The organism is Marinobacter sp. C1S70 (assembly GCF_000475355.1).
Lineage (GTDB): Bacteria > Pseudomonadota > Gammaproteobacteria > Pseudomonadales > Oleiphilaceae > Marinobacter > Marinobacter nauticus.
In genome coordinates this window covers 203,559-224,727 of record NZ_AXBW01000011.1, presented here as the reverse complement: position 1 = coordinate 224,727, position 21,169 = coordinate 203,559, and the positions used below count along the sequence as shown (strand labels likewise).

19 protein-coding genes are annotated in these 21,169 nt (G+C 56.2%); 11 read left to right on the top strand and 8 right to left on the bottom strand.

What is annotated here, in order from left to right; genetic code table 11:
* Nucleotides 1-2 precede the first annotated feature (2 nt).
* Both tusB and Q669_RS19485 read left to right on the top strand, forming a co-directional pair.
* Nucleotides 3-290: a sulfurtransferase complex subunit TusB gene (gene tusB, locus Q669_RS19490; protein ID WP_022991207.1), complete on the top strand. Its 288-nt coding sequence runs from the start codon at nt 3-5 to the stop codon at nt 288-290.
* 3 nt (nt 291-293) lie between these two features.
* A complete protein-coding gene (locus Q669_RS19485; RefSeq protein ID WP_031210926.1) occupies nt 294-620 on the top strand; it encodes a TusE/DsrC/DsvC family sulfur relay protein in 327 nt (108 codons plus the stop codon).
* A gap of 23 nt (nt 621-643) precedes the next feature.
* On the opposite strand, the gene Q669_RS03090 is transcribed toward Q669_RS19485, so the two are convergent.
* The 3 genes from Q669_RS03090 to nfuA form a co-directional block, all read right to left on the bottom strand.
* Nucleotides 644-1,003, bottom strand: a complete 360-nt coding sequence (locus Q669_RS03090; RefSeq protein WP_022991205.1) for a hypothetical protein — start codon at nt 1,001-1,003, stop codon at nt 644-646.
* A gap of 21 nt (nt 1,004-1,024) precedes the next feature.
* Entirely contained in the window at nt 1,025-2,236 is a 1,212-nt protein-coding gene (locus tag Q669_RS03085; protein ID WP_200861785.1) for a DUF445 domain-containing protein, read from the bottom strand.
* 183 nt (nt 2,237-2,419) lie between these two features.
* A complete protein-coding gene (gene nfuA / locus Q669_RS03080; RefSeq protein ID WP_011785011.1) occupies nt 2,420-3,007 on the bottom strand; it encodes a Fe-S biogenesis protein NfuA in 588 nt (195 codons plus the stop codon).
* 238 nt (nt 3,008-3,245) lie between these two features.
* Here nfuA and metH point away from each other — a divergent pair, with 238 nt between their 5' ends.
* The 4 genes from metH to Q669_RS03060 all read left to right on the top strand — a co-directional run bounded on the left by metH (nt 3,246) and on the right by Q669_RS03060 (nt 9,696).
* Nucleotides 3,246-6,944: a methionine synthase gene (metH, locus tag Q669_RS03075; protein WP_022991202.1), complete on the top strand. Its 3,699-nt coding sequence runs from the start codon at nt 3,246-3,248 to the stop codon at nt 6,942-6,944.
* Nucleotides 6,945-6,959: 15 nt separating this feature from the next.
* Nucleotides 6,960-7,193, top strand: coding sequence for a DUF2970 domain-containing protein (locus tag Q669_RS03070; RefSeq protein WP_022991201.1), 234 nt, complete (start codon nt 6,960-6,962; stop codon nt 7,191-7,193).
* A 351-nt stretch (nt 7,194-7,544) separates the two neighbouring features.
* Nucleotides 7,545-9,197, top strand: a complete 1,653-nt coding sequence (locus tag Q669_RS03065; RefSeq protein ID WP_022991199.1) for a nitrite/sulfite reductase — start codon at nt 7,545-7,547, stop codon at nt 9,195-9,197.
* Nucleotides 9,190-9,696 (top strand): DUF934 domain-containing protein, encoded by a 507-nt coding sequence (locus Q669_RS03060; RefSeq protein WP_022991198.1) that lies wholly within the window; start codon nt 9,190-9,192, stop codon nt 9,694-9,696. Before Q669_RS03065 ends, Q669_RS03060 begins: the two co-directional genes overlap by 8 nt.
* Before the next feature lie 49 nt (nt 9,697-9,745).
* Here Q669_RS03060 and sohB read toward each other — a convergent pair whose 3' ends face one another.
* Nucleotides 9,746-10,807, bottom strand: a complete 1,062-nt coding sequence (gene sohB / locus Q669_RS03055; protein WP_022991197.1) for a protease SohB — start codon at nt 10,805-10,807, stop codon at nt 9,746-9,748.
* 232 nt (nt 10,808-11,039) lie between these two features.
* Here sohB and Q669_RS03050 point away from each other — a divergent pair, with 232 nt between their 5' ends.
* Nucleotides 11,040-11,354, top strand: coding sequence for an SCP2 sterol-binding domain-containing protein (locus Q669_RS03050; protein WP_011785017.1), 315 nt, complete (start codon nt 11,040-11,042; stop codon nt 11,352-11,354).
* An 85-nt stretch (nt 11,355-11,439) separates the two neighbouring features.
* Here the strand turns inward: Q669_RS03050 and Q669_RS03045 are convergent, their stop codons facing one another.
* The 4 genes from Q669_RS03045 to Q669_RS03030 form a co-directional block, all read right to left on the bottom strand.
* A complete protein-coding gene (locus Q669_RS03045; protein ID WP_022991196.1) occupies nt 11,440-13,146 on the bottom strand; it encodes a hypothetical protein in 1,707 nt (568 codons plus the stop codon).
* Nucleotides 13,147-13,356: 210 nt separating this feature from the next.
* Entirely contained in the window at nt 13,357-14,067 is a 711-nt protein-coding gene (dnaQ, locus tag Q669_RS03040) for a DNA polymerase III subunit epsilon (protein ID WP_011785019.1), read from the bottom strand.
* A gap of 52 nt (nt 14,068-14,119) precedes the next feature.
* Nucleotides 14,120-14,563: a ribonuclease HI gene (rnhA, locus tag Q669_RS03035; RefSeq protein ID WP_011785020.1), complete on the bottom strand. Its 444-nt coding sequence runs from the start codon at nt 14,561-14,563 to the stop codon at nt 14,120-14,122.
* Nucleotides 14,563-15,372, bottom strand: coding sequence for a class I SAM-dependent methyltransferase (locus Q669_RS03030; RefSeq protein ID WP_011785021.1), 810 nt, complete (start codon nt 15,370-15,372; stop codon nt 14,563-14,565). Before Q669_RS03030 ends, rnhA begins: the two co-directional genes overlap by 1 nt.
* A gap of 122 nt (nt 15,373-15,494) precedes the next feature.
* Between Q669_RS03030 and gloB the strand changes: the two genes are divergently transcribed.
* The 4 genes from gloB to Q669_RS03010 all read left to right on the top strand — a co-directional run bounded on the left by gloB (nt 15,495) and on the right by Q669_RS03010 (nt 21,169).
* Nucleotides 15,495-16,286, top strand: coding sequence for a hydroxyacylglutathione hydrolase (gene gloB / locus Q669_RS03025; RefSeq protein WP_036148593.1), 792 nt, complete (start codon nt 15,495-15,497; stop codon nt 16,284-16,286).
* A gap of 169 nt (nt 16,287-16,455) precedes the next feature.
* Nucleotides 16,456-18,198 carry a LysM peptidoglycan-binding domain-containing protein gene (locus tag Q669_RS03020; protein WP_022991193.1) on the top strand — a complete coding sequence of 581 codons (1,743 nt, stop codon included), beginning with the start codon at nt 16,456-16,458 and terminating at the stop codon, nt 18,196-18,198.
* 12 nt (nt 18,199-18,210) lie between these two features.
* The gene (locus Q669_RS03015) at nt 18,211-20,040 is read left to right on the top strand and encodes an extracellular solute-binding protein (protein WP_036148543.1); all 1,830 of its coding nucleotides are present in this window, start codon (nt 18,211-18,213) and stop codon (nt 20,038-20,040) included.
* A gap of 43 nt (nt 20,041-20,083) precedes the next feature.
* Nucleotides 20,084-21,169: a microcin C ABC transporter permease YejB gene (locus tag Q669_RS03010; protein WP_022991191.1), complete on the top strand. Its 1,086-nt coding sequence runs from the start codon at nt 20,084-20,086 to the stop codon at nt 21,167-21,169.

The following is a 21,169-nucleotide window of genomic DNA, read 5'->3' as shown; positions in this document are numbered from 1 at the left end:
TCATGCCTGAGAACGTCAACACTACCCTGCACATCATCAACAAGGCTCCGGAACACGCCAGGTTCCGGCATTGTCTGGCATCTGTTCAGCAGGGTGACACGCTACTGCTGATTGAGGATGCGGTGCTCGCACTGCTTGATCGGGAAAGACAGCTGCCAGGGGCGTCTTATGGCCTGGAGACAGACGCGAATGCGCGCGCCGTGGCTAACCGCGTCCCCGCGGAGCAACTGGTCGACTACGCCGGTTTTGTGCAGCTGACCGTCAATCATTCACGAATCATCAACTGGTAAACCATGAGTGCTTCTAATTCGCCTGTGAGAAACAACGAAGGTTTTCTGGAGGACGCGGCCACCTGGACCAATGAGGTAGCCCAGGAAATCGCTCAGGAAGACGACATTGAGTTAACGGAAAAACACTGGGAAATCATATACTTTTTAAGGGATTTTTATAAACAGCATGAGATGTCGCCACCGTCGAACCGGTTGTTCGTAAAGGCCGTAAGAGAAGCGCTGGGGGACGAGAAAGGCGACAGTATCTACCTGATGACACTGTTCCCCGGAACACCCGCCAAAACGGCCTGCCGGATAGCTGGTCTGCCTCGCCCTACGAACTGCCTCTGAACCCGAGGCTGATAGAGCCGCGGTTATCTGTCCCGCTTTTCGGCTGACCGTGCCCGGGCCGCTTGCTGCTCTTCGGCAGCGGCACCCAGAAAGGTGCTCAGCCCATTTTCAAACAGGTTCGAGCCAAACTTGAGGAACTGGCGAGTGGATTCACGGGTTGCACCGTCCCAGGCGCTTTGGGGTATCTGCCGGATAGATTCTGCAACGCCCTTCTGAACGCCACTCGTGACCTTCGGCTCAATCTCATTGGCGGTGTCGATCAATTCCTGGATGCGCTCAGCCAGCCATGGTTTTACCACCCAGAACCAGAAACCGAAGAGAACGGCCGTTACGGTGGCCGCTGTCAGCAAAACCTGTGTGAGTATCTGTGCCCAAACTGGCATACGCTATTCTCCCTGGTGTACTCAGCCCAGAATGGCCTGGGGCAAGCCGGTCATGGCAAGAAACTGAACGAGCCCGGCCACGGCACCAAACAAGCCACCCACGAACATCAGCTGAATTTCTTCCTCCCGGAACGCCGGCCTGAGTATGTCCTGGAATTCTTCCGGACGCAGGGCCTTCATCTGGCTGGCCAGCACCCCCGCGACGACTGGTGCACGCTCACGATTGAAAGCGGGATCACTGAATACATCCCGCGTGGCCAGCACCGCTTTCTGATTCATCACGCGCTTGAGCTCGGTGTAACCGGTCATGCCCACAGACACCTGGGCCGCCAGCTTCATGACCATGGAATTGTCGAGCATGGGGCGCAGGTGTTTCTGGATGATGGCGCGGGTACGGTCACCATGCTGACCGTTGATCATGGCATCGGCGACTTTCTCCACCGTGATCAATTCCTCCGCCACCAGGCGCGCCCAGATATCGCTGATTTCATCCTGCCGACGCAGGAACAGCCCCTGCAACTGCCAGAACAATACCCGGCGCGGGCGCACCGGTGCAAAGATCAGGTTTATGGCAATCCAGTTAGTGATAAAGCCAATGAAAAAACCGCCCACCGGCAGTAACCAGGGCTGGGGGTAGAACACCGAAACCGGCGCCAGCACTGCGCCCATCAAGGCACCGATAATCGCGCCCCGATTGATGACGGATCTGAGTTCAACCGCGCCGGCCTGCTGGAAGATACGATTCATCAAATCCGGGTGGCTCTGAAGCTCCCGACTCAACAGCGCCTTGAGGTCGACCAGCTCATCCAGATCGTCACCAAAATCCTCAACCAGCTCCTCTACCCGATTCGGTAACTGTTGCCGCGCCCACTGATAAATCCGGGCACGAACAAACAATGGCAGGTTATCCCAGAGTACCGGCTGGATTTCGTACATGACCTCGTCAATGTACTCATCCATGCGGGGCGTCACCTGAGCCACCACCTGTTCCACAATGCGGTTGGGCTCCAGCTTCTGGTACACAGAATTCAGGTCGCCAAACTTCTGCAGGGTGCGATCAATACAGATGTGGGCCATTTTCTCGGCCTTGCGCGGAATCACCCCTTGCCAACCAATAACCCCAACGCCGATGAACCGGACAGGATGAAAGGACATCTGAATGGCGAGCCAGTTAGTGAACCATCCCACCACGGCAGCCATTACAGGCACGGACACAAGAGCAAGGTCAGTCAAGCGTTACCCCGAAATAGAAAAAGCATTCGCTCACACGGCACGGATAATACCCGGGCTTTGATTCTGTTTATGTGACCGATAATGAAGTATCGCGCTTAACAGGCCATTGGCCGTGTAGCCAGGCAAGGCGGGTGTTTCTGGCAGCCGCCAGAGAAGGGGCGACTGCCGGAGGAAGGGTGCAACTTACTGATAGTAAGCGTTTTCGGTATTCGAGTGGTCTGTCACATCACGCACCGCGGAGATTTCTGGTACGCGTTCCTTCAGAGTCTTCTCGACACCCTGCTTCAGCGTCAGGCTGACCGCAGAGCAGCCCTGGCACCCGCCACCAAAGCGCAACACCGCAACCGATTCGTCAACAATCTCAACCAGCGAAACATCACCGCCATGAGCTGCCAGGTTGGGATTGATTTCAGAGGCCAGCACGTAGTTCACACGCTCCGGCAGGGGCGCATCATCAGCCACCTGCGGCACCTTGGCATTAGGCGCCTTGATGGTCAGTTGTCCGCCCATCTGATCCTTGGAGTAATCGACATAGGCGTCTTCCAGGAACGGCACCGAATTATGGTCCAGATACAGAGTAAACTTCTCCAGGTTGACCTGCTCATCGGTTGGCACAACTTCATTGGGCGGACAGTATGCCAGACAGGTCTCTGCGTTGCGGGTGCCGGGCTGGGTCACGAAAATGCGTACGCCCATACCTTCAACGTCCTGCTTTTCAATCAGTTGCGCAAGATAATCCCTTGCGGAATCAGTCACAGTTACCAGAGCCATGCTTCCTACCTGTTATCAAGTGTGACTGACATTTTATGAGAGATCGCCGGAACATAAAAGACCAAGTAAAATAGTCGGGCATTAATGGGGTAATCAATTTCCCTTATCCCAACGGCGGATAGGCAAAACGGAACTTGATAATGATCATCCGTACTAAGACGCCTTTCAGCATTTTTGCTATGATCCCGCGCCAAAACGTAAAACACGACGTTAATAACGACACCCGGAAGAGTTTTCTATGACCGATCGCAATACACGCCTGGAACAGATGCACCAAGCCCTCAAGGAGCGGATTGTCATTCTTGATGGTGGCATGGGCACCATGATCCAGAACCAGAAACTGGATGAGGCCGCATTCCGGGGCGATCGATTCAAGGATTACGAACGGGAAGTTCAGGGCAACAATGACCTGCTGAACCTTACCCAGCCTGCCCTGCTCCGCAACATCCATGCAGAGTACCTGGACGCGGGCGCCGACATTATCGAGACCAACACCTTCAACTCCACCAAGCTGTCGCAGGCCGACTATGGCCTGGAATCGCTGGCACGGGAGTTGAACGTAGCTGCGGCAAAGCTGGCACGGGAAATCGCCGACGAGTTCACCGCGAGGAATCCCCAAAAGCCACGTTTTGTAGCCGGTGCCGTGGGTCCCACCTCACGCACCGCTTCTATTTCACCGGATGTGAACAATCCCGGTTACCGGAACGTGGATTTCCAGACTCTGGTCGACAATTACTACGAGGCAGTTTCCGGCCTGGTTGAAGGTGGTTCAGACCTTATTCTCATTGAAACTGTTTTCGACACCCTGAACGCCAAAGCAGCAATCTACGCAACTCAGCAGTTCTTTATAGACAGTGGTATTGAGCTGCCGATCATGATTTCCGGCACCATCACCGACGCCTCTGGCCGAACCCTGTCCGGCCAAACCACTGAAGCCTTCTACAACTCGGTTGCCCACGCTAAACCGATTTCCGTGGGCCTGAACTGTGCACTGGGCGCGGACGCGCTGCGGCCTTATGTGGAAGAACTGTCGAACAAGGCCGAAACCTATGTATCAGCCCACCCCAACGCCGGGCTGCCCAACGAGTTTGGTGAATACGACCAGACCCCGGAGGAAATGGCCGAGATCATTGAAGGCTTTGCCAAAGACGGCTTTCTGAACATCATCGGCGGCTGTTGCGGCTCGCGCCCGGATCATATTGAAGCCATCGCCAGGGCAGTGGCCAAGTATCCGCCCCGACAGATTCCTGAACGCCCGAAAGCACTCAGACTCTCCGGCCTGGAACCGTTTACCGGTGACGAAAACACTCTGTTCATCAACGTGGGTGAACGCACCAACGTAACCGGCTCCAAGCGCTTCCTGCGGCTGATCAAGGAAGAACAGTATGAGGAAGCCCTGAGCGTTGCCCGGGATCAGGTTGAGAACGGTGCGCAGATCATCGATATCAACATGGACGAGGGCATGTTGGATTCCAGGGAGGTGATGGTTACGTTCCTGAACCTGGTGGCCTCTGAACCGGACATTTCCCGCGTACCCGTCATGATCGACTCGTCCAAGTGGGATGTGATCGAAGCAGGTCTGCGCTGTATTCAGGGCAAGGCCGTGGTGAACTCCATCAGCCTGAAAGAAGGTGAAGAGGAGTTCATCAAACGTGCCAGGGACTGCATGCGCTACGGCGCTGCGGTGGTGGTGATGGCCTTTGACGAAGACGGCCAGGCCGATACCTTCGAACGCAAGACTGAAATCTGCAAACGCTCCTATGATGTGCTGACCGGCATCGGCTTCAACCCGGCCGACATTATCTTTGACCCCAACATCTTTGCCATTGCCACCGGCATTGAAGAGCATAACAACTACGCGGTGGACTTTATCAACGCCACACGCTGGATCCGGGAGCATTGCCCCCACGCCTCTATCTCCGGGGGCGTCAGTAACGTGTCGTTCTCGTTCCGCGGCAACGATGCGGTACGTGAGGCCATTCACTCTGTCTTCCTGTATCACGCGGTCAAGGCCGGCATGAATATGGGCATCGTGAATCCCGGCCAACTGGTGATCTACGACGAGATCGAGCCGGATCTGAAGGAACTGGTGGAAGACGTGGTTCTGAACCGCCGGGATGACTCCACCGATCGCCTGCTTGAAGCCGCCGAAAAGTTCAAAGGTAAAGGCGGCCAGGCCAAAGAAGAAGATCTTGCCTGGCGTGAGTGGCCCGTTGAGAAGCGCCTGGAGCATGCCCTGGTTAAAGGCATTACCAGTTACATTATTGACGACACGGAAGCCTGCCGGCAGAACGCCAGCCATCCCATTGAAGTGATCGAAGGTCCGCTGATGGCTGGCATGAACGTGGTCGGCGATCTGTTCGGTGACGGCAAGATGTTCCTGCCCCAGGTGGTCAAGAGCGCCCGGGTAATGAAGCAGGCCGTGGCGCACCTGATTCCCTACATCGAAGCAGAGAAGACTGAAGACCAGCAGGCCAAGGGCAAGATCCTGATGGCCACGGTCAAGGGCGACGTACACGACATTGGCAAAAACATTGTTGGCGTTGTCCTGCAGTGCAACAACTACGAGGTGATCGACCTTGGAGTGATGGTGCCCTGTGAAAAAATCCTGGAAACGGCCCGAAAAGAAAATGTCGACATGATCGGCCTGAGCGGCCTGATCACACCGTCACTGGATGAGATGGTGCACGTAGCGCGTGAAATGCAGCGGCTGGACTTCAATATCCCGCTGATGATTGGCGGCGCCACCACCTCCAAAGCCCACACCGCCGTAAAAATCGAGCCCCAGTACAAGAATGACATTGCCCTCTACGTGTCTGATGCCTCCCGCTGTGTGAACGTGGCTTCCCAGCTGTTGAGCAAAACCGCCAAGCCGGCTTTCGTGGAAGCAGCCCGCACCGAATATGATGAAATCCGTGAACGCCGGAAGAACCGTGGCGACCGCACCAAACTGGTGTCGCTGAAAGAAGCCCGTGCTCGTGCACCGGAAATCGATTTCGAGAACTACCAGCCACCCAAGCCGGCTTTTACCGGTGTCCGGGTATTCGAAGACTATGATCTGAACGAACTGGTGGACTACATCGACTGGACACCGTTCTTTATTTCCTGGGACATCGCCGGCAAATACCCGGCTATTTTTGACGACCCGAAGCGTGGCGAAGCCGCCCGCACCCTGTTTGACGATGCCCAGAAACTGCTGAAACAGATGATCGGGGACAAGCGGATCTCGGCAAGAGGCGTTATCGGGTTCTGGCCCGCCAATCGCCGGGGTGATGACATTGTGGTGTACACCGATGAGTCCCGAACCGAAGAGCTGACCACCCTGCACCACCTGCGCCAGCAGGATGAGAAGGCTCCGGGCAAGCCAATGATGGCACTGTCCGACTTCGTGGCGCCGGAGAGTCTGCATCTGGGCGATTACGTGGGCGGCTTTGCGGTGACCACTGGCATCGGCGTTGACGAACTGACCACAGAGTTCAAGAACGCCCACGATGACTACAGCGCCATTATGGTCCAGGCCCTGGCAGACCGACTGGCCGAAGCCTTTGCCGAGCGCATGCATGAGCGAGTGCGCAAGGAGTTCTGGGGTTATGCCACCGACGAGCAGATGGCCAACGAGGACCTGATCAAGGAACGCTATCGTGGTATCCGTCCGGCCCCCGGCTATCCCGCCTGCCCGGACCACACTGAAAAGGCCACCCTGTTCAAATTGCTGGACGCCACCGCCAACACCAGCCTGCAGCTAACGGAGCATTTTGCTATGTATCCAACCGCAGCAGTCTCCGGTTGGTACTTCGCCCACCCGGAAGCCAAGTACTTTGCCGTTGGCAAAATTGGCGTTGATCAGGTTGAGGACTATGCTGAACGCAAAGGCCTGACCAAAGCCGAGGCCGAACGCTGGTTGATGCCAAGCCTGGCGTACGATCCGGCGGAATAACCTGAGGCGGATTCCATGAATGACGTGACCGATAACAACAATAACGACCAACGCCCCCGCAGCCCGGGGGTTCTGAAAATCATGCAGAGCATTCTGGCAGGCGCATTCGGTGTGCAGTCCGACAAGCGCCGCCAGGAAGACTTTTCACACCACAGCCCACTGCCCTACATCATTGCCGGCGTTCTGTTTACCGTCGCGTTTGTAGGCGGGCTGATCATCGTGGTTAAACTGGTGCTGGCCGGGCAATAAGCTACTGCCCGGACACCCAAACCACCGCAAAGGCAACTGCCAGTAACACGAGCAATACCGCGGCCACCGCGTCGGCCTGGCTGTCTGATCGCACGGACTTTTTCATGGCATTTCCTCCTTCGTATTCGAAGTTGTTGTTTTTCTGACTTTCCCGTTCAAGTAAAGCAGCAAATTGACATTCGTCCAGTCCCGGGTTCGATCACTTATCACCTGAATCGATAATGTTATGTTGAAATAATCATTTTGAGAATAAAAACACGATGGTATCCTGCCTCGCAGGAATAAGGCCCGGTCCATGAAACCCGGCCGGAAATTTGAGCTCTTCTGATGTAGCAGGCAGGACGTTCCACTATGTACGTTTATGATGAGCACGACCGGCAGATAGCCGCAGAGCGTGTTGCCCAATTCCGCGACCAGACCGAGCGCGCCCTTGCCGGCGAGCTGGCTGAAGAGGAATTTCTTCCACTTCGACTGCAGAACGGGCTTTATGTTCAGCGTCTCGCACCCATGCTCCGTATCTGTATCCCTTACGGCATGCTTCGCTCCGAGCAGCTTCGCCGCTTGGCACGCGTAACCCGGGACTATGATAAAGGCTACGCCCATTTCACCACCCGCACCAACATCCAGCTGAACTGGCCGAACCTGGAAGACGTGCCCGATATTCTGGCTGAGCTGGCGGAAGTGGAAATGCACGCAAATCAGACCAGCGGTAACTGCATCCGGAACACCACCACGGACCCGTTCTCCGGTGTCCAGGTGGACGAAATCGCTGATCCACGCCCCTATTGCGAGATTATTCGCCAGTGGTCGACGTTCCATCCGGAGTTTGCGTTTTTACCACGTAAATTCAAGATTGCCGTGAATGCCTCCGAACACACGGATCGCGCAGCTATCCGGGTGCATGACATTGGCTTGCAGCTGGTACGCAATGACCAGGGAGAACTTGGCTTCCGGGTTCACGTTGGCGGCGGACTTGGTCGTACCCCCATGGTTGGCCCGGTCATCCGCGATTTCCTGCCGGAACTGGATCTGCTGACTTACCTGGAAGCCATTGTCCGGGTTTACAACCGTTACGGCCGCCGGGACAACAAGTTCAAGGCGCGCATCAAGATTCTGGTCAAGGCGCTGAGCCCCGAGGGCTTTGCCGAAAAAGTTGAAGCGGAGTGGGCCCACATCAAAGACTCACCTTCCCGGCTGACACCGGAGGTGGTGAGCAAATTCCAGGGCTACTTTACCGAGCCGGCGTATGATGCACTGGACAATGCTACCGACCTGCTGGCGACGCAGCGCTTCGAGAACCGTGAATTTGACAAGTGGTTGACCCACAACGTCAACAGTCACAAAAAGCCGGGCTACGCCATTGTAACCCTGACGCTCAAGAAGACCGGCACGCCCCCGGGGGATGTCACCGACTTCCAGTTGGAGCAGATTGCCGACCTTGCGGATGAGTACAGCTACGGTGAAGCCCGGGCCACTCACGAGCAGAATGTGGTACTGGCAGACGTCCGCCAGGATCGACTGTTTGAGCTCTGGCAAAAGCTTTTGCCTTTGGGCTTCGCAACGGCGAACCTGAACACACTGAACGACGTTATCTGCTGCCCCGGCGGCGATTTCTGCGCCCTGGCCAACGCCAAGTCGATTCCTGTGGCTGAAGCAATCCAGCGTCGTTTTGATGACCTGGACTTCCTGTACGACCTCGGCCCCATCGACCTGAACATTTCAGGCTGCATGAACGCCTGTGGCCACCACCACGTGGGCAATATTGGTGTTCTGGGCGTCGACAAGAAAGGCGAAGAGTTCTATCAGATCAGCCTGGGTGGATCGTCACACCACGACGCCACCATCGGCAAGATTCTTGGGCCGTCCTTCGCTCGTGAGGAAATGCCAGAGGTCATCGCCAAGCTGATCAATGTTTACGTAGAAAACCGGACGGAAGAGGAAACCTTCCTGGACACCTATCGCCGGGTCGGTCTGGATCCTTTCAAGGAGCGGGTATATGCCTGATGTAATTGCCGCTGACGGCACGATTCGTAATGACGACTGGGTTGTGGTGCCCCGCCCTGCGGCGGGTGAATCCATGGATATTCCTGAAGATAAGCCGGTCTTGATTCCGGCAGATCTGTGGCTGGCCGGCCATGAGCACTTTGCCGCAAAGCCCTCAGTGGGTGTCTGGTTTGACAGCCACGATGAGCCGGAATTGCTTGGCGAGAAAGTGAATGAATTGCCACTGATCGCGGTGAATTTCCCGCGCTTTGTCGATGGCCGTGGTTACAGCATTGGCCGTTTGCTACGTGAACGGTTCGGGTACCGCGGCGAGCTGCGAGCCATTGGCGATGTTCTGCTTGACCAGCTTCAGTTCATGAAGCGCTGTGGCTTTGACAGCTACGTACTGCGCGCTGACAAGGACATTGCAAAGGCACCGAAGTGCCTGAGCTTCTTCACCCAGACCTACCAGGCTGCGACCGACACGGACCAGCCCCTGTTCCGCCGTCGGGCCTCCTGAGACCAATCACCAGCGCATGAATCTTCATGCGCTGGTGTTCAGTTCTGGTTTACTGCATTTTTTGATTCCGAAACGCACTCAACACTTTCCAGACGGTATGTTCGAGCGCCGCGCTGGTAGCCAAACCGAGCTTTTCCGGCAGTGTACGTTTGCGCTGGAAAGACACTGAGATCACGTCTCCCCGCTCACAAGCCTCAATCAGGTATTCGTCAGACGTTTTGATCTCATCGATCAGCTTCACATCCATGGCGCGCTTCCCGAACCAGATATCTCCATTGGCAACCGCCTGAATATCCAGATCCGGACGCCGCTCACTCACATACTCCTTGAACAGGACGTGAGTATCCTCCAGGTCCTCGAGGAATTTCTGGCGTCCCTTGTCGGTATTCTCACCAAAGATCGTCAGCGTTCGCTTGTGTTCACCCGCGGTGAGCACCTCGAAGTCAACGTCGTTCTTTTTCAGGAACCGGTGGAAGTTCGGGAGTTGCGCCACCACCCCGATGGAACCGAGCACGGCAAACGGCGAAGCAATAATGCGATCAGCCACGCAGGCCATCATATAGCCGCCACTGGCCGCAACCTTGTCGACGCAGGCGGTCAACTTGATGCCTTTGCTGCGAACACGATCCAGCTGGGCTGCCGCCAACCCATAGGCATGAACCAGACCACCGCCGCTCTCCAGGCGGATAACCACTTCGTCCGTTTCCGGATTGGCAACACTCAGAACCGCCGACACTGAACGCCGCAGCGTGTCGGTATCGCTGGCTTTAATGTCACCGTCGAAATCGAGCACGTAAACCCGCGCCGTTTTCTCTTCGGTAGCGTCAGGTTCTGGCTGCTTCTTCGCGGCTTTCTTTTCAGCCTTGCCCTCTTTTTTCTTTTTCTTCTGCCAAGCCTTTCGTTCCTGGTCTGTCATCAACCTGGCCTGGATTGACTCTCTGAGCCGGCGATACTGATCGTTCAGCTTGCGTATTTTCAGCTCACCCTCACCTTCGTGATCGTCCCGGTCTTTCTGGGTTGCCGAGACAATGATGGACACGAGCACAATCGCCGCCACCACGAAAGTCGCCACCTTGGCGAGGAACAGGCCGTATTCGGTCAGAAATTCCAAAATGCAGTCTCCACACGTATTTGCAAACCCCGAAGTGTACCGCCTCGGCACAGGCCTGATAAGCCCGCGATAAAATTAAAACAAGCGTTCGATCAAGCTTGACACGAACCGGCTCTAACCATAAAGTCGGATTGCGAGGTTGGCGCTACCCCGGCTGCTGTACAGGCTGCCTCTGCCAGGGATCACTAGTCGTCACCACCATGACAAGACAACCATCAAAAAGGGTAAAACAATGTCTGTAGCTCAGGTATTTGAAAAACTCGAACAGAACTTCAACGCAGACGCAGCACAGGGCCTGGACCTGGTATTCCAGTTCGACATCGAAGACGACAAGACTTACCACCTCGTGATCAATGACGGCACCTGCAAGCTGCACGAAGGCGCACACGACGATCCTTCTGTTACCCTGATCATGAACTCTGAAACCCTGCAGGGTATCGTCTCTGGCGAGACCGACGGCATGCAGGCGTTCATGGCTGGTCAGCTACGCGCCGAAGGCGACATGATGCTGGCAACCAAGCTGGGTGAACTGTTCAACATGGGCTGAGCCCGGTTAAACACCAGCTATAAAAAAACCTGCGCAAACCGCAGGTTTTTTTTATGCCATTCAGAAATTCGGGCCACCCTGGCGTCTACAGACCGACGTCATCCAGCGAACTCTGAGCCAGCTTGAGCAGGTCTACATTCCTGTCTTCCCGCCGACCGACGCCTTCAATGTAGTACTCGAGCGAGGTGAGCGCATCCGCCAGCGCTTCCAGAACCTGAGACGCAGGGGCTTCGCGCGCATCCAGCAGGCGCTCCTGAATAGACGTCGCGACCCTGGCAATGACGTCCGCTGCGATGGGGTCGTCCACCATTTGCAAGCCACCCCAGATACTGCGCAGTGTCCCCGGCAGATTGGCCAGATGAAGCTTGTCGTAATCGGATTCGATAAACGCTGTAATCGCTCGCTTGGCAAGGGTCAACGCACTACGGGCCTCATCCGCCACAACCCAGATGGCTTCCTGCAGGTACACGGATTCGTCCCGGCTCCGGTCTGCACCAGCAAGGGCATCGGTCTCTGAGGTAATGCCACGGGTCACAATCTGCATGACGGCATCCTCTACCCCCAGTACGGAATCCGCCAGACGGTAGAGCTCCTCCTCCGCCGGCAGGCGGTTTTCCTCTTCCCATTTACGCAGTTTGGCCGCTTCTTCACGGGAAATACTGGCCAGGCGGTTCAGATCGAGCATCACCAGCGTATTGGCCAGGCGCTCCAGAGTATCGGCAATCGAGGCAAGTTCGGCCAGATCCGGTTCTATTCCGCGCTCGATGATGTCCAGCTTGTCCTTCAGCTGATTAAGCTCTTCCTGCAAGGCTTCAGACAGGGATTTGAGCACATCCGTGCCAGGGCCATAGAGGCGCCGGGAATGGGCCTCAAGAAGTGCGTCCGGGAATTCGGCAGGACCGAGCTGATAAGCAGAGAGTACCCGCGTCACCTCAGGGTTGGCTGAGCCACTGCGGTAAAGCAGATAGACCAGATCTTTGATCAGCGATTCGGGGGCGTCCTTGGCGGTAGCTACCTTGCCGACATATACCACTTCCCGCGCGTATTTCTCGATTCGCATCAGCAGACGCTTGCGGGCCTTGCTAAAGCCCATGGCACGATCCAGCATGGTATCGGATACCAACGCCAGCAGGCACCACATCTGCCCCATAGGCGCTCCCTGACACAGCCGTGCGAGACCACGGGCAGCCCTGGCAATGAGCTTCTTGCTAACCGCTTCGTTGCGCTCGCGGAGAATGCCGAGCAGTGCCACCTGGAAGGTCAGGCGCATGCGACGGGCCAGGATTTCATATTCAGACTCTGCATCATCCATGGGCCTGAGTCCCAGATCGCTGCAAAAGTCCGGGCGCTCCTTGATGTCGATATCAAAGAAGCAGGATTCGGGATAAGGTTTCTCACGACGGGCTTCACGCAGATCATTGATCACGGGCAGCAGCAGCTCGGGATGATCTTCACGTTGCTGATGGTAGTACTCGACGTAACGGCGGAGAATGAACAGCGCGCTGTTAAGTGCTGTCAGCAGTATATTCTTGTCGTCGTTGGCACCAACTGGCACATCATTGGCGAGATTAACCGCTTCCTGGCAAAGCAGGGTTCCGCCCCGGAGCTCCACCAGAATGAAGATTCCCCGAAGCTGGTTCAGGTAATCAACACAGTTCTGCAGATCTTCCCCGCTCTCGCGGTTTTCCTGAAAGCGCTCAAGGCTGGATTCTGCCTGCTTGATGGTCTGTTCGATTTCACTTTTGACCAGATCAAACGACTGCGATTTCGTCGCCAGAGACGATTGAACCATAAACGCTTCCTGTTAATTTGCGGAGACTACCGCATCCTGTTCATGAACTGCAGCCTGCATACGGGCAGGTCCTTCCTGTTCAGCGAGGCAGCCCTTGCCCATACCTGAACGGTTCGCAAAAAACTGGCGAACTTATCATTACTTATAACACAAAACTCAAGTAGCTCAAGAAAGCCGGAATGTAACAAATGGTACAGCTGAACGTGGTTCTCATTCTGTTGCCTGCAACCGGGACCACACCGTTTCGCCGGCCTGCTTCTCCATCATCGCCATGAACTCATCATGGGCCGAGGCTTCATCACTCGTGGCCCGAACCACCGCCAACGGCGCGCGCTCACCGGAGATTCGGCGAATACCGCCATCGCCACCTTCATCGCCGGAGCCGGCATCCAGGGAAAGCGCGGTCTGGCCGCCGGTCATCAGCAGATAGACGTCTGCCAGGATCTCGGCGTCCAGCAATGCCCCGTGAAGGTCACGGTTGGAGTTATCCACTCCATAACGCTTGCACAGGGCGTCGAGATTGTTTTTCTGGCCCGGGTGCTTTTTCCTGGCAATGGCCAGTGAATCGACAATGCCGCAATGGTCTGCTGTTTTCCGAACCGGTTTCAGACGGGCGAATTCGGAGTCCATGAAGCCCACGTCGAACGCGGCGTTATGGATGACCAGCTCTGCACCCTTGATGAACTCAAAGAACTCGTCGGCAACCTCCGCAAACTTTGGCTTGTCGGCCAGAAATTCGTTGGTGATACCGTGAACGGTGATAGCCTCCGCTTCTACCTCCCGCTCAGGGTTAATGTATACATGGTAGTTGCGACCGGTCAGCTCGCGTTCGATCACTTCCACACAACCAATTTCGATAATGCGGTGACCTTCGTTCGGATCAATACCCGTGGTTTCGGTATCCAGTACGATCTGTCTCATGCAACTGCGCTCTCACTCACTGCTCATTAATCGGTTTTCCAGGGGCCAGGGTTCAGGCCCCGTTCAGTTCGCGGACTCCGCGGTTGGCCAACTCATCCGCCAACTCGTTATCAGGATGCCCTGAATGACCCTTCACCCAATGCCAGTTAACGGTGTGCCTGGCAGTTTCAGCATCGAGCTCCTGCCACAGATCCGCATTCTTGACCGGTTTCTTTGCCGAGGTTTTCCAGCCATTGCGCTTCCAGCCACTCATCCATTCGGTAATGCCCTTGCGCACGTATTGTGAGTCCGTATACAACTCCACCTGGCAAGCGCGCTTGAGCTCCCTCAAGCCTCGAATGGCCGCCATCAGTTCCATCCGGTTATTCGTGGTCTGCAACTCACCACCATGCATGGTCTTGCACGCATCGCCATAGCGCAATACGACACCCCACCCCCCGGGCCCAGGGTTACCTTTACAGGCTCCGTCGGTATACATCACTACCTTACCAGCCATTACTGCTCCTGTTCTGTTCTCCGCCTGTCCACCCTGCCTGAGCTATGGCTGGCACAGCCACTGGATACCCCCACCGTTCCGGGCAAAGATATTACCTTGCTCTTGCGCCAGGATGCCCTGGTCCGGATCCGGGCGTATTCGCGTTTGCGCGCAAGGATACAGTAATAGGCACCCGTGGGCAGTAAATGAGGGCGGCTACTGGCGGCCAAACGCTGCCGTCTTCCGGATGCCCCGTGTTTTCGCTGCAGCGGAAGGGTACAGAAATAGGTGCCACTGTTTTCCAGCTCGAACCCCAGCAACCTGAGCCAGTCCTCCATTCGTGATCGCATCAGGAACCGACCACCCCAGGGGCCAAACCGATGGCGGGAAACCAGCCTGCGTGCGCCCCAGAGACTGAGGGGGTTGAACCCAACCAGAGCGATGCGCCCCTCACCTCGCAACACGCGAGCGGACTCGCGAAGCACCTGGTGCGGATCCGGGGAAAAATCGGCCGTATGATGAAGGATCACAAGATCCATGGAATCACCGGGAAACGGCAACTCGTCGGCGTCACAAACCGCCACGCCCTCCGGCATATGGGCATGCCAGGCCGGGCAGGTAATAATCTTCTGGGCAAAATCGGTACCACTCGCCAAAGGCAATCGGTGACTCAGGCCGACCTGTAGTTGTCTTGCCCCCGTAAGGCCTTGCAGCTCCTTATCAAGTACTGCTCTCTGGCTGGCCAGCAGGGAGCGGCCAAGGGGGGTCTGCACCCAACGTTCAAAACTCTCATGTCGTGCTGAATAGTCAATCACGCCGCTGGTTGTCACGCTGGCTCCCCTACCCGATCTACTAAAGGCTTGATTGCTCGCGCAACCCGCGCCTCCTTGGGCTGTACTCGTTGTTGCATTATCATAACAGGCACATTCATTGAACACATGGGGTGGTCACCTTGCGCATTCATCCGGTTCCGGCATTCTCAGACAACTATATCTGGTGCCTTACCAACCTTGAGTCCGGCAAGACCCTGATAGTCGATCCCGGCCAGGCAAAGCCGGTACTGGACTATCTCAGTGACAGCGGTTTCTCAGCAGACACCATCCTGATCACCCATCACCACCCGGATCACACCGGCGGCGTGAAAGAGCTTCAGCAACAGTATCCGGACCTCCGTATTGTTGGCCCGACGGGTTCGCCCTTCAAGGGTGCCACAAACACGGTCCATGCCGGCGATGAAGTCGTCTGGGAAGGCATCACGTTCGATGTCCTGGCAGTTCCCGGCCATACACTGGATCATATTGCCTATTACAGCCACACCCAGGTAAATGACAAACCCGTTCTGTTCTGCGGCGACACCCTGTTTGTCTGCGGCTGCGGGCGACTGTTCGAAGGCACACCGGAGCAGATGCACACCTCGCTCCAGACCCTGCGGAACCTTCCGGATGACACTGCAGTATACTGTGCTCATGAATACACCTTGGCGAACCTTCGCTTCGCCCGTCACTGGCTACCCGAAGATAAGGCGCTGGCCGAGTTTGAGAACGCCTGCAAAGACCTTCGGGAACGGGGTAAGCCCACCGTGCCGACCACGATTGGCCAGGAGAAACAGCTGAATCCATTCCTTCGGTGGGATGATGCCATGGTCATAGAGGCCGCCGAGAATTACAGCACCACGCACCGCCTTGCCACCGGCTCGGATTGTGCGGTTTTTGCGGCCGTGCGGCACGGCAAGGATAACTTCTGAGCGTGCGGGCGGTCACTGCTTAACAATTTATCTCACAGCCGTAACATGGCTCAGCTTGACCGCCCGGAAAACGCTCCCATAGAATTTCGAGCAATTATCGAACGTAACCCGTTAAATATGCCGGCTATTTTTACAGATACCCGCCGGCTTCACCCGGAACCCTGTGTTTATGCCGGTAAAACGACTGCCCTTCATCCTTCTCGCCTCGACCCTTTTCAGCGGCTGCAGTACCAGCCAGATCGCCGAAAACTGGCATACACCTTCGGCCTGGTTCGGAACCGAGGAAGAGAATCAGCAAAGAGACCCCCTGGACTCACAGCAAGTGGTTGTTGCCAAGGGCGATGAGGACCTCAAGGCTGACGTCGCCGCGGGCATTGGTGAAGATAGCGCCAGCGGGGCACCATTAGATGACGCCATCTCCCCGGAACTCCAGGCCAAGGCCCAGCAAGCTCGGGAAAAACTGGACAATCCCGCCCGGCAAACCGACGCATCCACCAGAACAGACGATCTGTGGTCACGACTTCGCGCCGGTTTCGCCATGGACCACTCCGTCGACAACGCCAGGGTACAGGCCCAACTGGACTGGTACGTGCGCCACCCCCGTTACATCGATCGCGTGGTGGAAAGAGGCTCCCGGTACCTGCATTACATTATCAATGAAACTGAAAAACGGGGCCTGCCCAGCGAACTTGCTCTGTTGCCAGTGGTAGAAAGCGCCTTTGATCCTTTTGCCTATTCCCACGGTCGCGCTGCCGGGCTTTGGCAGTTCATCCCGTCTACCGGCAAATACTTCGGGCTAACCCAAAGCTGGTGGCATGATGACCGACGGGACGTGATTGCGGCTACCGATGCTGCCCTGACTTACCTGGAGCGCCTGGCCAACCGGTTCGATGGCGATTACACCCTGGCCCTGGCCGCTTATAATTCCGGGGGCGGGACCGTATCCAGCGCCATGCGTCGTAACCGCAACGCCGGAAAATCCACAGATTACTGGTCTCTGACATTACCGACGGAGACCCGCCACTATGTGCCCAAACTGATTGCACTGGCAAAAATTTTCGACGATCCGAAAGCCTACGGTATCGACCTGCCACCATTAAAAGACGAGCCTTATTTCGAGGTGGTGGATACCGGCTCCCAGCTGGACCTGGCCCAGGCCGCAGAATTAGCCGGCGTGGATATTGATGAAATCTATCTGCTGAACCCGTCCTACAATCGCTGGGCAACCAATCCGGATGGCCCCCATCGCTTGCTGGTACCCAAGCAACAGGCCGAGGCATTCCAAACCGCACTGGCAGAGTTCCCAAGCGAACAGCGTGTATCCTGGCAGAACTATAAAGTCCGCAAGGGTGACAGCCTGAACACCATTGCCCGCAAGTTCTCCACTACCCCATCGGTCATTCAACAGGTCAACAAGCTCAACAGTGACCTGATCCGGATTGGCCAGCAACTGCTGATTCCGTCTTCCACCAAGGGCTCCGACGCCTATGCGCTAAGCCAGGCCCAGCGACTGGAGCGAACACAGGATCGCAAGCGCAGCGGCAACAAGGTACGGTACACCGTGCGCCGGGGCGATACTTTCTGGGATATTGCCAGGGAGCACCGGGTTTCGGTTCGGGAAGTGGCTGCCTGGAATGGCATGGCACCGGGAGACCCCCTGATTCCAGGCAAAGAACTGGTGATCTGGTCGAAAACTTCGAAGCCGACCATGGTAGCTTCGAATACCCGTGGCAAGGCCATGGTGCGCAAGGTGGGATACCGGGTTCGCAGCGGCGACTCCCTGTCCGCCATCGCCAGCCGGTTTTCGGTGAATGTGCGTGACATCGCATCATGGAACGATCTTAATACGGACCGTTATCTCCAACCCGGCCAAAGTCTGGTACTCTACGTGGACATAAGAAACAGTCCGTAACGTGCGAGAACCATGACAAAAAAACCAGAAGCACCCTTGCTGACCAGAATTACCGCGACGCTGGCTCTGGCAGCGTCTGCCTGTTTCGCCTTAGCCGATGAAGGCGTCACCGAAAACCCCACTCCTGTGCATGGCATCGCCATGCACGGTGAACTGAAGTACCCTGCGGATTTCAGTCACTTCGACTACGTCAACCCGGAGGCCCCGAAAGGCGGCGAACTGAAGTTATCTGTGGTTGCCAACGGCTTCGATAGTTTTAACCCCTTTGTCATCCGGGGCATCTCTGCGGCGGGTATTAACGCCTACGTGTACGATACCCTTCTGGAGTCCTCTGCCGACGAGCCGTTTTCCGAATATGGGCTGATTGCCGAGTCCGTTGAAGTGCCGGAAGACCGCAGCTTTGTCATCTTCAATCTGAATAAAGAGGCCCGCTTCCAGGACGATGAACCAATCACCGCTGAAGACGTGGAGTTTTCCTACCGGATTCTGACCACCGAAGGCCACCCGTTTTACCGCAACTACTACGCGGATGTAGACAAGGTCACCATTGAAAACAGTCACCGGATCCGCTTTGACTTTGCGCAAACCAACAATCGGGAACTACCCCTGATTCTTGGTCAGATGCCCGTCCTGCCAGAACATTTCTGGCAGGATCGGGAGTTTGAAAGCAGCGGCCTGACCATCCCGGTGGGCAGTGGCCCTTACCGGATTGCCTCTTTTGACGCAGGCCGCTCCATTACCTACCAGAGAGTCGACGACTACTGGGCCAAAGATCTGGGTGTACGCAAGGGCCGTTTCAACTTCGACACCATTTCCTACGAATACTACAACGACGACACCGTCGCCCTCGAGGCATTCAAGGCGGGCAACTTCGATTTCCGCCAGGAAACCTCAGCCAAGAACTGGGCAACCGTCTATACCGGCCGCCAATTCGAGAGCGGCGATATTGAGAAAGAAGCCATTGAGCACCACCGCCCCACAGGCATGCAGGGTTTTATCTTCAATACCCGCAAACCGGTGTTTCGGGATCCTCTGGTTCGGGAGGCGCTGGCCTACGGTTTTGATTTCCAGTGGGCCAACCAGAACCTGTTCTTTGGCCAGTACACTCGCACCAGCAGTTATTTTGAGAACAGCGATCTTGCCTCGTCGGGCTTGCCTGAAGGGCGAGAGCTTGAAATTCTTGAAGCCTATCGGGATCAACTAAGCCCCGACGTTTTCACAGAGGCCTATGTCCCACCGGATACCGGAAACGGCGTCAGCCTGCGGGACAATCTGCGTACCGCACTGAAACTCCTGACGGAAGCCGGGTATCAGATCAAGAATGGCAAAATGGTCCATCAGGAGACCGGCAAACCACTGGCATTCGAGATCCTTCTGTTCCAGAAAAGCTTTGAACGAGTGGTTCTGCCCTTCAAACAGAATCTTGGAAAGTTAGGTATCGACGTGTCGGTGCGCCTGGTCGACAGCAACCAGTATGTTCAGCGGGTTCGGAGTTTTGATTTCGACATGATCACCCAGGTGCTGCCTCAATCTGATTCTCCGGGTAACGAACAACGGGACTACTGGCACTCGAGTAATGCCGATGTACCCGGCTCCCGCAATTTCATGGGCGTTAGCGATCCCGTCATCGATGAGCTGATCAACATGGTCATTCAGGCGCCGGACCGGGAAGAGCTTGTACACCGGGTGCACGCGCTGGATCGTGTACTGCTGAATGGCCATTACGTGATCCCGCACTGGCATTTGCGCAAGGATCGGGTGGCCTACTGGAACCACCTGAAACGCCCGGCCAACACGCCCAAGAACGGCATCGACCTTAACAACTGGTGGACTGAACGCTGATACCGTTCGCTATCACGACGCTGTAGTAAGGACTGCTCCCTGAATGGGCATTTACATACTCCGCCGCCTCGCCCTGATCATCCCCACCCTGGTGGGGATCATGCTGTTGAATTTTGTCATTGTTCAGGCCGCTCCCGGTGGCCCCATTGAACAGATTCTCGCGGAGATGGAAGGCCACGGCAGCAGCGCTCTGGCGCGCGCCGGTGGTGGCGATGTCGGCAGTGAAGTGGCGAGCAGTTCCGGAGACAGCCGGGCCTCCCGGGGCCTGCCGCCCGAACTTCTTGAAGAACTTGAGGCCATGTACGGCTTCGACAAGCCTGCGCACGAACGCTTTTTCAAAATGCTGGGCGATTACGCCACCTTCGATTTCGGCGATTCCTTTTTCCGGGACAGAAGCGTCGTCGAACTGATTCTGGACAAGATGCCGGTCTCCATTTCCCTCGGCCTCTGGTCCACGCTGATTATCTACCTCGTCTCCATTCCACTGGGCATCCGTAAGGCGGTCACGGATGGCTCCCGATTCGATGTCTGGACCAGTTCCGCGATCGTGGTCGGCTACGCCATTCCCGGATTCCTGTTTGCCATCCTGCTGATCGTCCTGTTTGCCGGCGGTAGCTATTTCGATCTGTTCCCGCTCCGGGGCCTGACCTCGCCGGGTTTTGACGAGATGACCTGGTACCAGAAGGTTGCTGATTATTTCTGGCATCTCGCCCTGCCAGTGACCGCAAACGTGATCGGCGGGTTCGCTACCCTCACGCTGCTGACCAAGAACTCGTTTCTGGACGAAATCAGCAAGCAGTATGTGGTCACCGCCAGGGCCAAGGGCCTGGAAGAAAAGCAGGTGCTTTACGGCCATGTGTTCCGTAATGCCATGCTGATTGTCATTGCCAGTATGCCCGGCGTTCTGGTGGCGCTGTTCTTTACCGGGTCGTTGTTGATTGAGGTAATCTTCTCACTGGACGGCCTCGGCCTGCTTGGTTTTGAGGCTGCCCTCAACCGGGATTATCCGGTCATTTTCGGCACTCTCTACATCCTGACGCTGATGGGGCTGGTGATGAAGCTGATCAGCGACCTCACGTATGTCGCTGTTGATCCGCGCATCGATTTTGAAAGCCGGGAGGGTGCGTAA

What these genes read in the sequence shown, in the direction of transcription:
- Q669_RS03070 (WP_022991201.1), top strand. Translation starts at nt 6,960, where the DNA reads ATGAATGACGTGACCGATAACAACAATAACGACCAACGCCCCCGCAGC.
- Q669_RS03090 (WP_022991205.1), bottom strand. Translation starts at nt 1,003, where the DNA reads ATGCCAGTTTGGGCACAGATACTCACACAGGTTTTGCTGACAGCGGCC.
- Q669_RS03020 (WP_022991193.1), top strand. Translation starts at nt 16,456, where the DNA reads ATGCCGGTAAAACGACTGCCCTTCATCCTTCTCGCCTCGACCCTTTTC.
- Q669_RS03010 (WP_022991191.1), top strand. Translation starts at nt 20,084, where the DNA reads ATGGGCATTTACATACTCCGCCGCCTCGCCCTGATCATCCCCACCCTG.
- Q669_RS03015 (WP_036148543.1), top strand. Translation starts at nt 18,211, where the DNA reads ATGACAAAAAAACCAGAAGCACCCTTGCTGACCAGAATTACCGCGACG.
- rnhA (WP_011785020.1), bottom strand. Translation starts at nt 14,563, where the DNA reads ATGGCTGGTAAGGTAGTGATGTATACCGACGGAGCCTGTAAAGGTAAC.
- tusB (WP_022991207.1), top strand. Translation starts at nt 3, where the DNA reads ATGCCTGAGAACGTCAACACTACCCTGCACATCATCAACAAGGCTCCG.
- Q669_RS19485 (WP_031210926.1), top strand. Translation starts at nt 294, where the DNA reads ATGAGTGCTTCTAATTCGCCTGTGAGAAACAACGAAGGTTTTCTGGAG.
- Q669_RS03050 (WP_011785017.1), top strand. Translation starts at nt 11,040, where the DNA reads ATGTCTGTAGCTCAGGTATTTGAAAAACTCGAACAGAACTTCAACGCA.
- metH (WP_022991202.1), top strand. Translation starts at nt 3,246, where the DNA reads ATGACCGATCGCAATACACGCCTGGAACAGATGCACCAAGCCCTCAAG.
- Q669_RS03045 (WP_022991196.1), bottom strand. Translation starts at nt 13,146, where the DNA reads ATGGTTCAATCGTCTCTGGCGACGAAATCGCAGTCGTTTGATCTGGTC.
- Q669_RS03065 (WP_022991199.1), top strand. Translation starts at nt 7,545, where the DNA reads ATGTACGTTTATGATGAGCACGACCGGCAGATAGCCGCAGAGCGTGTT.
- dnaQ (WP_011785019.1), bottom strand. Translation starts at nt 14,067, where the DNA reads ATGAGACAGATCGTACTGGATACCGAAACCACGGGTATTGATCCGAAC.
- Q669_RS03060 (WP_022991198.1), top strand. Translation starts at nt 9,190, where the DNA reads ATGCCTGATGTAATTGCCGCTGACGGCACGATTCGTAATGACGACTGG.
- nfuA (WP_011785011.1), bottom strand. Translation starts at nt 3,007, where the DNA reads ATGGCTCTGGTAACTGTGACTGATTCCGCAAGGGATTATCTTGCGCAA.